Here is an 11,118-nt window from a genome sequence, read left to right as displayed (position 1 = left end):
ATGAAGTGGTGTTTCCGTATTTGATCGGCGCGGTGGCGGGTTTCGCGGTGGCGGCGTTGTGCGCCGTCGTGCTGCGGCTGCGCGCGCGCAGCCTGGCATTCGAGGCGTCGCAGACGTTGCAGGATGCACATGACGCAGCGCTTGCGCAGGCCGAGGCGCGTTTGCAGGATGCGCAAAGCAGCGCGGCGCACGAGCACGAGGATCTGCAAATGCAGATCGATTCGCTGCGCGCGGACCTCGCGCAGCGCCGCGTGGTGGCGGACGCGATGGAAGCGTCGCTGGCCGCCGAGCGCGCGCGCAGCACGGACGCATTGCATCGCATCGAGCGCATCGCGGCCGAGGCCACCCGTCTGAAGCAGATGTCCGTGACCTTCGAGCGCTGGCATGAGCAGATGATCTCGCTGATGTCGCAGAACCACGACATGCATCAGAAGAACCAGGAGCTGTCGTCGATCGTGAGCCACGTGCTGATCGTGTCGCTCAACGCGTCGATCGAAGCGGCGCGCGCGGGCGCGGCCGGGCGCGGCTTTTCGATCGTGGCGGGCGAAGTCCGCACGCTGGCGACGCGCTCGCAGGAATTGTCGAAGAGCTATCGCGACAGCCTGCATCGCAACGACCTCATTACGACGGCCACGTTCCAGGATATTCAGGCGGGCGGCAAGATGATCGCGGCTTCGCTTGCGAGCGTCGAATCGCTTTCGCAGCAGTTGCGCGCGGAGCTGGACGATGCGCGCGCCGAGGCGCACGCATGATCGGCACGCACGCGCAGGACAGCTTCGAGCGGATTTTCTTTGGCGCGGCGCGCACGCGCCTCGTCACCGATCCGCAGCACGCCTGTGAGATTACGTCCGCTTCGAACGATGTCGCGCAGGGCGAGCATGTGGTCGTGCTGACGATTTCGTCGATGCAGTTTCGCTTGCTGCTGTTGCTGCATGTAAAGGATGACGAAGCAACTCGCGATTACTACACGGGCGATGGCAGCCGCGCGGTGCTGGACACGTTCATGGAATTCGCCAACCTGTGTTGCGGATCGATGAATCAGCAACTGGTCGAGCATTTTCCCGATCTTGGCATGTCCACGCCGTATTCGCTCGGTAGCCAATGCCTGCCGTATCTGCGCGAGCTGAAGCCGGATAGCGTGAAATCGTATGCGCTCACGCTCGATGGACGAGTTCGGCTGGGCGCGACGCTGTGCATCTGCACGCATGCGCCGCTCGATTTCATCGCGGCGGAACGGGTCGGCGAGCACGAAAGCGCTGGCGAACTCGAACTGTTCTGAACGAATCCAGAAGTAGCAAGTACGTGAAAAGCCCGCGCAGGAAAGCCAACGCATGAACACGAACCAGCCGGTCAGCAAGATTCTGCTGCTGGAAAACGATAGTACCCGCGCAGACGCGCTTGAAGCCTTCGGCGCCGCGCATCAGCTCGTGTGCGTGCCCGTGCGGCGCGACGCGCTGGCAGCGGCGCTGCAGACGCATTACGACCTGGGCGGGGTGCTGCTCGGCGAGGATTTCGGCGGTTCGCGCGAAGCCGCGGCGGCGGTGGCCGTCGCGCTGGAAGTGGAGCGCCCCGAACTGCCGATCGTGCTGCGCCGCGCATCGCGCGAAGCGACGAACGACACGCTGCCCGAAGCGCTGCTTCGCGTGCCGCGCGCAAGCTGGTACGAAGGTGAACCCGAGACGTTGCTCGCGGCGCTCGACGTGCATGTGTTCTCGCAGGAATATCCGGACCCGCTGGTGGATGGCATTACCGACATGACGTTTGGGCGTCTGCGCGGCCTGTTTCCGGATCTCGAAGTGAACTGGGATACGCCGAGCGTCGTGCGCGACCGCATCATCTTCGGCGAAGTGCTTACGCTGATTCCGATCGAAACGGCGTGGTGCCGCGGCTGGCTCCTCATGCAGACCGAGGAGATGCCGCTGATCGAACTGCTGCCGCCGCGCGCGGGCCGCGATGAGGCGAGCGACTTCCGCGACGTCAACGGCGTGCTGGGCGAACTAACGAATCTCGTGTGGGGCGCGTTCCGCAACCGCTATCTGGGCAACGCGAGCAACGCGGACGGCAGCGACGTCGGCCGCGCGCAGGTGCAGGTGCCGCTGCTCATCAATCATCGGCGGCGCTACCTGTCGTTTGGCTCGGACAACCCGCAGCTATGCATCAAATATCGCCTCACGTGTCCCGCGACGGGCCGCGAGGTGGTCATCGACCAACGCTTCGTATTCAGCTTGGGCTGGTCGCGCGAGGGTTTCGACGAGACGGCGGCACAAGCAGCGGCAGCCGCAGAAGTGGAGCAGGCGAGCGGCGAACTCGAACTGTTTTGACGAACCGATTTTGACAGGCGCGCCGGTCATGGCGCGAAGGAAAGAGACAACATGGCAAAGATTCTGGTAGTGGACGATTCGAGCACGGTGCGCGACGAAGTGGCGGGCTTTCTGCGCAAGAACGGTCTGGACGTGGACACGGCGGTGGACGGCAAGGACGGCCTCGCGAAGCTGCGCGCGAACCCGGGCGTGAAGCTCGTGGTGAGCGACGTGAACATGCCGAACATGGACGGCCTCACGATGGTCGAAAAGATTCGCAGCGAGCTGGCGAACACGGCCGTGAACGTCGTCATGCTGACGACGGAAAGCAGCCCGGCGATGAAGGAACGCGGCAAGGCGGCAGGCGTGCGCGGCTGGATCGTCAAGCCGTTCAAGGGCGAGGCGGTGCTGGAGACGTTCCGCAAGCTGGCGGGTTGAGTCTGTTTGGGCGTCCGGGCCGGCTGGCCGGGCGCTGAGGTGGACGGGAAGAAAAGACTGATCCGATGGCTTCGGGTTGGCCTTTTTTATTTCCAGCATCGGCGTGTCTTGGTGGAGCGTCTAGTTGATTTTTCGGAAGAAATAACCATTGCGATTCTGATTTTTAGGATCTTACTGATATTCCTTGGTTTCGATCCGTTGCTAATTTCCGGCTAAGGCGGTTTTCATTTTCCTTGGTTGCCGGTCCAGCGCTGGTCCGGTTTATTGGACAATTGAACGGAGAAAAATAATGCTGGAAAACAAGGGGTATCGCTGCGAGCTTCCGAAATGAGGCGAGCGCTATTGAGAAGTGGAGATAAAACCACAGCGGGCGGGACCGTGATGGAAGGCGCAGAGAATTGCACGGTTGGCGGTAAGTCCGTGGCGTTTATTGGTGCGCGAATCTGGTGCCCGGTGTGCAACTCGGAAGGTTTCGTTGCCTGGGTGGGGCCGCACCGAAAAGCAACCATGAACGGCAAGCAGCAGGCGCTAGACGGCGACGAATGTGTATGCAAATGCAGCCCGCCGCCGATTTGCATCGCTTCGCAGAATTTCGCCTGGCATAGTTTCGAAGCGGGTGAACTCGCCGCCGCTTCTTCGAATGGCAAGGCGCCTGGAAGTGAATTCGCGCGCGGGCTATATGACGAGCAATTCGCGCTTCTGGATCAGGACGGCGAGGCCACGCGCGGCATTCACTATCGCATTCTCGCGGGATCGCAGATTCTGGCGAGCGGAACAACAGATATGCAAGGCCGCACGCAGCGAATCAAGACCAGCGATGCGCAAGGCCTACGGCTCGAAATCAGTCGTTAGCCATGAGGAATCTCGTCCAGCCGACTCTCGGCATTGAAATTTTAAATGTACGTGGAGACTGAAGAATGACAGATCGTTCCGATTGGGTAACGGTTCACGCTGCAGCCGTGACGAATATGAATCCTGATTCTCTAGTTCGAGTGACTATCAACACGGTGCCGATATGTCCGAATATGACGAACCAGGAATTTCGACAAACCATAATGAAAGTACGAGACGCCGCCGTTGTGCTGGTCAAAGAGCGAATCGCGGCGGTTGCAAGATGGGATATTCAGGAGCGGAATCGCGCGACAATTTATTTTGGACGGGCCGATGAGGAAATCAGAAGCACACTTGCGGCCGGCTTGCCGCGGTTGCTCGCCGCGCTTCAGGAGCTTGTGCCCGAAAAGATCGTTCGTTGGGACGACTCGATGAACCGGAACTTGACCTGTTCCGTTGTGCCCGACAACGGTCAGAACCGCGCTGGCGTATGTAAGCCCGATTCCGAAAAGCGGATAATCGCCATTTATAGCGCTTTTTGCTCCGACTCGAACGGCGAGTTGTGGCACGGAGCGAAGGTGAAAACGATCGTTCATGAGTGCACCCACTACGCGGATACATTCAACTCGGACGATATTATGTATGGCAACACCGAGAGCGGCATGTATGCGTTTGCGATTAACAATGCAGACAAGGCAATCCGTAATGCCGATAGTATTGCCGGATATATTGCAACCTTCGATAAAACTGTCGCTAGATGAGAATAATGTTCCGTTCATCGATATCGCTCGCGTTCGCCTTTGCAGCATTGTCGATCTGCACATCGTCAATTGCTTGCACCATCAGCGAGTCAATGGAGACGCGCCTTCCTCTCAATTCCACCTACCTGACGAACGACGACCGGTTAGCGATCGCGAATATTGTCCTCGAAGCGAAAAAGTGGCCCGACGTTGATATTCAGGCCGTAGTTATCGCGGGGGCGTATGTTGGAGAAAGGAACGTCGAGAAGCTGAAAAGCGAGCGGGGCGCAATTGTCAGCGCCTATCTGGTTCAGTTGGGTATCAAGCCGCAACATGTCTTGATCGAGCCCAAGACGCTAACCGATCAGATGGTGAAGAACGAAGACGGTTCGTTAAATCTTCATCAGATCTATGTTGAACTCGTTCCCTTGTGTAAAGGTGGTTGCGAGAGGCTCTGTAACGATCCACGTGTGACACCGAACAGCCGCGCAATCCAATAGGCGGGGCCGTTGAGCACCTTTGACCCTGCTTCGACAGGTCTTTTTGCTCGAGGGGTTCCTTTGCGCTGGCTAAAGTACCCCGATCTGTCCCTCACCGTATCACCCCCCACTACGATAAAATAACGGGTTGCGCCTTCCAGTGCGAGCAATCCATTCGGTCGATCACCAGGTAACACCCGGGCACGCCCGTCGGGCGTCGCGTCAAATTGTGGGGTCGAGTCCCGCTGTCTGCGGCGATATCGCCACCGGTTTTGTCAGCTATCCGTAAAGAATGGTCGGGCATCCGCCTGGCGGAATGGCCACGCCTTGGGCCGTCATACCCAGTCACACTAGTCATAAAGAAACAGAGTTATATGGATTCGGATCCGCATCGCGTTTCAGGGGGCACATCCCGCTCGGGAGACGAGCCGCCCTCCTTGCATCGCAGTCTCAAAGCCCGCCACCTCACCATGATCGCGATCGGCGGCTCGATCGGCACGGGGCTGTTCGTCGCCTCGGGCGCGTCGATCTCGCAGGCCGGTCCTGGCGGCGCGCTCGCCGCCTATCTGGTGATCGGCCTGATGGTCTACTTCCTGATGACGAGTCTCGGCGAGATGGCGGCTTTCATGCCCGTCTCCGGCTCGTTCGCGACCTACGGCGCGAAGTTCGTCGACGAGGGCTTCGGCTTCGCGCTCGGCTGGAACTACTGGTACAACTGGGCCGTGACGATTGCGGTCGAACTGGTGGCCTCGCAACTCGTGATGGGCTACTGGTTCCCGCACGTGCCCGGTGTCTGGTGGAGCGCGGGTTTTCTCGCCATCATGTTCCTGCTCAATGCGTTGTCCGTGCGCGGTTTCGGCGAGGCCGAATACTGGTTCTCGCTGATCAAGGTCGTGACCGTCGTGGCGTTCATCGGCGTGGGTCTGTTCATGATCGTCGGCGTGATGAAGGGCGGCGCGGATCACGTCTGGGGCACGTTCACCTCGGAAGGCGGCCCGTTCGTGGGCGGTCTGCCCGCGTTGCTGGGCGTCACCATGATCGCGGGCTTTTCGTTCCAGGGCACCGAGCTGATCGGCGTCGCCGCCGGCGAATCCGAAAACCCCGGCAAGACGATTCCGCGCGCGGTGCGCCAGGTGTTCTGGCGCATTCTGCTGTTCTATGTGCTGGCGATCATCGTCATCGGCCTGCTGATTCCGCACACCGACCCGAACCTGCTGAAGTCCGATGTCACCGATATCGGCGTAAGTCCGTTTACGCTCGTGTTCCGCCGCGCGGGTCTTGCGCTGTCGGCGGGCGTCATGAACGCCGTGATTCTGACCGCCGTGCTGTCGGCGGGCAATTCGGGCATGTATGCGTCCACGCGCATGCTCTATAACCTCGCCGTCGAGGGCCGCGCGCCCAGGATCTTCGCGAAGCTGTCGTCGAGCGGCGTGCCGCGCAACGCGCTCTACGCGACCACGGCGGTGGGCGCGCTGTGCTTCCTGTCGTCGATGTACGGCGACAAGACCGTGTACATGTGGCTGCTCAACACCTCGGGCATGACCGGTTTCATCGCGTGGCTCGGCATCGCCGTGAGTCATTACCGCTTCCGCAAGGGCTTCGTCGCGCAGGGTCTTTCGTTCGCGCAACTGCCATATCGTTCGAAGTGGTTTCCCATCGGCCCGATCTTCGCGTTCGTGGTCTGCCTCGTCATCATGCTGGGGCAGGACTATCAGGCGTTCACGTCGAACAAGATCGACTGGGCGAGCGTGCTGGCGACGTATATCGGCATTCCGCTGTTCGCGCTGATGTGGCTGGGTTATCGCATCGTCAAGGGTAGCCGCTTCATTCGCTACGACGAGATGGAAATCAGCCCGCTGACGGGTCAGACGGGCGCGCGCGCACTGGCCGAGGCCAAGAGCGAAGCGTAAAGCAGCGCTGCTTCGCGCACGAATAGAAAAAGCCATTCCGGCTCGAAACCGGAATGGCTTTTTTACGTCCTGCGGGAATTCGCGTTGTTACTTCAAGCCGCCAACGCCGCGGCCTTCGAACGCGACAACAGCACAGGAATCGATTTCGAAGTCGGCGTGCCCGCGCCATCGGCGATCGACGAGAGCGGCACCAGCGGATTCGTTTCCGGGTAGTAGGCGCCCAGGCACCCGCGCGGAATGTCGTACTCGACGAGCAGGAAGTCTTCCACATGGCGCTCCACGCCATCGTCCCAGACGCTCGTGATATCCACGTGCTCGCCCGCCGCGAAACCGAGCATCGCGAGATCCTCGCGATTGGCGAACAGCACGCGGCGCTGGCCGTACACGCCGCGATAGCGGTCGTCCAGCCCGTAGATCGTGGTGTTGTACTGATCGTGCGAGCGCGTGGTCATGAGCGTCATCAACTGCTGGCCGTGTTCGGCGCGCGCGCGATGGATCGGCGTGTCGAGTGCGATAGCGTGAATCTTGAACTGCGCTTTGCCGCTAGGCGTCTTCCAGACGCGGTCGCGCGATGCGACGCCCAGGTGAAAGCCGCCGGGCTGCTTGATGCGTTCGTTGTAGTTCTGGAAGCCGTCGAGCACCTGCTCGATGCCGTCGCGGATCTTCGCGTAATCGGCCGCCAGATCGAGCCAGTCGACCTTCGCGCTGCCGAGCGTCGCGTGCGCCATGCGCGCGACGATGGCGATTTCCGACAGCAGGTTCTGCGACGCCGGCCGGTTCATGCCGTACGAGATGTGCACCATGCTCATCGAATCCTCGACGGTCACGCCTTGCGGCACGCCGTTTTGCAGATCGATTTCGGTGCGGCCGAGCGTCGGCAGGATCAGCGCGTCTTCGCCGTGGATCAGATGGCTGCGGTTGAGCTTGGTCGTCACGTGCACGGTCAGCGCGCACGAACGCATCGCGTCGAAGGTGCGCGGCGTGTCGGGCGTGGCGATGGCGAAGTTGCCGCCCAGGCCGATGAACACCTTCACGTGCCCTTCGAGCATCGCGTGAATCGATTCGACCACGTCGTAGCCGTGCTCGCGCGGCGGCTCGAAATCGTAAGCCTTGCCGAGGCGGTCGAGGAAGGCTTGCGTGGGCTTTTCCTCGATGCCGACGGTGCGGTCGCCCTGCACGTTCGAGTGGCCGCGCACCGGGCACAGGCCCGCGCCGCGCCGGCCGATATTGCCGCGCATCATCATGAGGTTCGACAGCAACTGGATCGTCGCCACCGAATTCTTGTGCTGCGTGATGCCCATGCCCCACGTCGAGATCACCGCTTTGCCGTTCACGTAGATATCGGCGAGCTTGAGCACTTCTTCGAGCGGCACGCCCGCTTCGGCGACGATGGTGTCCCACGATTCGGCGCGCAGATCGGCGGCAAAGGCGTCGAAGTCTACCGTGTGTTGCGCGATGAAATCGACGTCGAGAATGCGCTCGGTGCCAAGCGCTACGGCCTCATCGTCGAGTTCGAGCGTGCGCTTGGCCACGCCCTTGATGAGCGCGAAGTCGCCGCCGATGCGCGGGCGGATGAACACCGAGCTGATCTGCACGCCCTTGGGCGAGAGCATGTCGAGCGTGTGCTGCGGGCTCGCGAAGCGCTCAAGGCCGCGTTCCTTGAGCGGGTTGATCGACACGATGGTTGCGCCGCGCTTCGCGCAGTCGCGCAGTTCGCCCAGCATACGCGGGTGATTGGTCGCGGGGTTCTGGCCGAAGATCAGGATGGTATCCGCGTGCTCGAAATCGTCGAGCGTGACCGTGCCCTTGCCGATGCCGACCGTGCCCGGCAGGCCGCGGCTGGTGGCCTCGTGGCACATGTTCGAGCAGTCGGGGAAGTTGTTGGTGCCGTACATGCGCACGAACAACTGATACAGGAACGCGGCTTCGTTGCTGGCGCGGCCCGAGGTGTAGAAGGCGGCGCGGTTCGGATCGTCGAGCGCCTTGAGGTGCTTCGCGATCAGCTTGAATGCGTCGTCCCATTCGATCGGCACGTAGCGGTCGCGTTTTGCGTCGTAGACCATCGGATCGGTGAGACGGCCGTGCTGCTCCAGCTCGTAGTCCGATTGCGCCATCAGGTCGGTGACCGTGTATTGCTCGAAGAACGCCGGCGTCACGCGCTTGCTGGTGGCTTCCGCCGCCACGGCCTTCACGCCGTTTTCGCAGAATTCGAAGGTCGAGGCGTGTTCGCGGTCCGGCCACGCGCAGCCAGGGCAGTCGAAGCCGTCGGGCTGGTTCTGCTTGAGCAGCGTGCGGTAGTTGCCGCCCGAGACCTTTTCCTTGATGAGGTTGATCGCGACCTGTTTCAGGGCGCCCCAACCGGCGGCGGGATGGTGGTACGGCTCGATGCGGGCTTCCGGCTTCTTCATGATGCGCAGGCTTCGTAGGGTGTGGGCGGATTGCCCGATGTGCTGAGACTACTGTTTGCCTGTGTACCTGGTGGGCACAGAAAATCGGAAAAGCAAGGGATACAGTTGCGACGATTTGTCATAGACTCCCGGGATCGTCCTGCCTCTCCAGCCCCAAGCTTTCATGAACGCTCCGTTGTCCGCGCCTGCCGTGCCTCGCTATGAACAGCTAGCCGACGATATCGAGGCCGCCGTGCAGCGCGGCGTGTTCGGCCCTGGCGAGCGCATTCCTTCGGTGCGGCGCGCGAGCGAGCAGCATGGCGTGAGCATCAAGACGGTGCTGCACGCGTATGCGCTGCTGGAGAGCCGGGGGGTGATCGAATCGCGGCCGCAGTCGGGCTTTTTCGTTAAGGCGCGGCCCAGGATGCACGCCGCGCGCGCCACCCAGGCCGCGGCGAAGGCGCGCCGCGCCGGTACGCCGGCTGACGCCAGAGCAGCAGGCAAAGCCGCACCCGCAACCGCCGCCGCGCCCGTGGACGTGAGCCGCCTCGTGCTCTCGACGCTGCGCAGTATCGGCGCACAGGACGCCGTGCCGCTCGGCTCGCCGTATCCCGATCCCGCGCTCTATCCGTGGCGGCGCGTGAACCAGTACGCCAACGCCATCGCGCGGCGTCAAGCGAGCTGGACGCTGATCGACGATCTGCCGCCGGGCAACCCCGAGCTGATCCGCCAGATCGCGCGCCGCTACGCCGAAAACGGCGCGACCATCGATCCCGACGAAATCGTCATCACCGTGGGCGCGACCGAGGCCATCAATCTGAGCCTGCAGGCCGTGGCCAAACCCGGCGACACGGTCGCCGTGGAGTCGCCCACCTACTACGCGATGCTGCACGCCATCGAGCGTCTGGGCATGCGCGCGATCGAGGTGAGCACGCATCCGGACACCGGCATCGACCTCGACGCGCTGGAGCGCGTGCTCACGCGCCAGAAGGTGGCGGCCTGCATGGTGATGCCGAACTTCCAGAATCCGCTGGGCTTTCGTATGCCCGACGAGAACAAGGCGCGGCTCGTGGCGCTGGCGTGCGCGCACGATCTGCCGGTCATCGAGAACGATGTCTATCAGGAGCTGTATTTCGGGCAGACGCGGCCTTCGTCGCTCAAGCAGTTCGACACGCGCGGGCTGGTGCTGCATTGCGCGTCGTTTTCCAAGAGTCTCTCGGCGTCCTATCGCATCGGCTGGGCGCTGCCGGGCCGCTATCGCGCGCAGGTGGAAAAGCTCAAGTTCCTCAATACGCTGACGACGCCTTCGGTGCCGCAAGTCGCGCTGGCCGATTATCTGCGCCACGACGGCTACGACCGCCATCTGCGCCGGTTGCGGCGTTTTTACCGGCAACAGGCGCGGCTCATGCGTGCGATGATCGAGCGATTCTTTCCGGCTGGCACGCGCACGTCCGATCCGCAGGGCGGCTATGTGCTGTGGGTGGAACTGCCGCCGCGCGTCGATTCGATGCGGCTTTATCAGGCCGCCCTCGCGCAGGGCATTACGATTGGGCCGGGCTATATGTTTTCGATGCGCAACGACTTTCACCACTACATTCGCCTGAACTATAGCTATCCGTGGACGGCGCAGACCGAGGCGGCGTTGAAGACGCTCGGCGAGCTGATTGCGAAGATGGCGTGAGGAGACCACGATGCACGACGAAGATAACAGCGACGACGGCAACGACGAAGGCGGCATCGACCCGGTGCTGGTCGCCATCCTCGAGCAGCTCTGGCGCGCACACCGCGAAACGCCCGATCGCGAATGGTCGCTCGCGAAGCTCTCCAAGCAGGCCGGCGTGCCGATGAGCGGGCTGCGCCGCCACCTGACCGCGCTGGTCGACAGCGGCCTCGTGGTGACCACGCTCGCCGAAGACGGCACCGGCCGCGCGAGCCTGTCCGACGACGGCCGCACGTTCTGCGCCGAAGTCTTCGGCCAGGACGCGCCGTGATCCAGCGGGCCCAGGCGCGTTTGCGCGTGTGGCCTTAAGCTA

11 protein-coding genes are annotated in these 11,118 nt (G+C 62.2%); 10 read left to right on the top strand and 1 reads right to left on the bottom strand.

Annotated features, from left to right (window positions below; genetic code table 11):
* The first annotated feature begins 5 nt into the window (after positions 1-5).
* The 8 genes from B0G62_RS15760 to B0G62_RS15720 all read left to right on the top strand — a co-directional run bounded on the left by B0G62_RS15760 (position 6) and on the right by B0G62_RS15720 (position 6,698).
* On the top strand, positions 6-752 hold the full coding sequence (locus tag B0G62_RS15760; RefSeq protein WP_103705131.1) for a methyl-accepting chemotaxis protein: 747 nt from the start codon (positions 6-8) through the stop codon (positions 750-752).
* A complete protein-coding gene (locus B0G62_RS15755; protein ID WP_103705130.1) occupies positions 749-1,279 on the top strand; it encodes a hypothetical protein in 531 nt (176 codons plus the stop codon). Before B0G62_RS15760 ends, B0G62_RS15755 begins: the two co-directional genes overlap by 4 nt.
* A 52-nt stretch (positions 1,280-1,331) precedes the next feature.
* Entirely contained in the window at positions 1,332-2,321 is a 990-nt protein-coding gene (locus B0G62_RS15750) for a chemotaxis protein CheX (RefSeq protein WP_103705129.1), read from the top strand.
* Between the two features lie 51 nt (positions 2,322-2,372).
* A complete protein-coding gene (locus tag B0G62_RS15745; RefSeq protein ID WP_103705128.1) occupies positions 2,373-2,738 on the top strand; it encodes a response regulator in 366 nt (121 codons plus the stop codon).
* A 327-nt stretch (positions 2,739-3,065) separates the two neighbouring features.
* Positions 3,066-3,590: a PAAR domain-containing protein gene (locus tag B0G62_RS15735; RefSeq protein ID WP_103705126.1), complete on the top strand. Its 525-nt coding sequence runs from the start codon at positions 3,066-3,068 to the stop codon at positions 3,588-3,590.
* Positions 3,591-3,655: 65 nt separating this feature from the next.
* A complete protein-coding gene (locus tag B0G62_RS15730; protein ID WP_103705125.1) occupies positions 3,656-4,330 on the top strand; it encodes a M35 family metalloendopeptidase in 675 nt (224 codons plus the stop codon).
* Between the two features lie 5 nt (positions 4,331-4,335).
* Positions 4,336-4,809, top strand: coding sequence for a hypothetical protein (locus B0G62_RS15725; protein WP_244193263.1), 474 nt, complete (start codon positions 4,336-4,338; stop codon positions 4,807-4,809).
* A 353-nt stretch (positions 4,810-5,162) separates the two neighbouring features.
* Positions 5,163-6,698 (top strand): amino acid permease, encoded by a 1,536-nt coding sequence (locus B0G62_RS15720; protein ID WP_103705123.1) that lies wholly within the window; start codon positions 5,163-5,165, stop codon positions 6,696-6,698.
* A 92-nt stretch (positions 6,699-6,790) separates the two neighbouring features.
* Here B0G62_RS15720 and B0G62_RS15715 read toward each other — a convergent pair whose 3' ends face one another.
* Positions 6,791-9,106 (bottom strand): FdhF/YdeP family oxidoreductase, encoded by a 2,316-nt coding sequence (locus B0G62_RS15715; protein WP_103705122.1) that lies wholly within the window; start codon positions 9,104-9,106, stop codon positions 6,791-6,793.
* Positions 9,107-9,296: 190 nt separating this feature from the next.
* On the opposite strand from B0G62_RS15715, the gene B0G62_RS15710 reads away from it, so the two are divergent.
* On the top strand, positions 9,297-10,766 hold the full coding sequence (locus B0G62_RS15710; RefSeq protein WP_103705209.1) for an aminotransferase-like domain-containing protein: 1,470 nt from the start codon (positions 9,297-9,299) through the stop codon (positions 10,764-10,766).
* 10 nt (positions 10,767-10,776) lie between these two features.
* Positions 10,777-11,076: a winged helix-turn-helix domain-containing protein gene (locus tag B0G62_RS15705; RefSeq protein WP_103705121.1), complete on the top strand. Its 300-nt coding sequence runs from the start codon at positions 10,777-10,779 to the stop codon at positions 11,074-11,076.
* Positions 11,077-11,118: the final 42 nt, after the last annotated feature.

It is taken from the genome of Paraburkholderia eburnea (assembly GCF_002917095.1).
GTDB lineage: Bacteria > Pseudomonadota > Gammaproteobacteria > Burkholderiales > Burkholderiaceae > Paraburkholderia > Paraburkholderia eburnea.
Note: the sequence above shows the minus strand (reverse complement) of the source record. Positions and strands in the feature narration are given on the sequence as shown.

Coding starts and splice junctions, on each gene's coding strand:
- B0G62_RS15755 (WP_103705130.1), top strand. CDS start 749: ATGATCGGCACGCACGCGCAGGACAGCTTCGAGCGGATTTTCTTTGGC.
- B0G62_RS15750 (WP_103705129.1), top strand. CDS start 1,332: ATGAACACGAACCAGCCGGTCAGCAAGATTCTGCTGCTGGAAAACGAT.
- B0G62_RS15745 (WP_103705128.1), top strand. CDS start 2,373: ATGGCAAAGATTCTGGTAGTGGACGATTCGAGCACGGTGCGCGACGAA.
- B0G62_RS15735 (WP_103705126.1), top strand. CDS start 3,066: ATGAGGCGAGCGCTATTGAGAAGTGGAGATAAAACCACAGCGGGCGGG.
- B0G62_RS15730 (WP_103705125.1), top strand. CDS start 3,656: ATGACAGATCGTTCCGATTGGGTAACGGTTCACGCTGCAGCCGTGACG.
- B0G62_RS15725 (WP_244193263.1), top strand. CDS start 4,336: ATGTTCCGTTCATCGATATCGCTCGCGTTCGCCTTTGCAGCATTGTCG.
- B0G62_RS15720 (WP_103705123.1), top strand. CDS start 5,163: ATGGATTCGGATCCGCATCGCGTTTCAGGGGGCACATCCCGCTCGGGA.
- B0G62_RS15715 (WP_103705122.1), bottom strand. CDS start 9,106: ATGAAGAAGCCGGAAGCCCGCATCGAGCCGTACCACCATCCCGCCGCC.
- B0G62_RS15705 (WP_103705121.1), top strand. CDS start 10,777: ATGCACGACGAAGATAACAGCGACGACGGCAACGACGAAGGCGGCATC.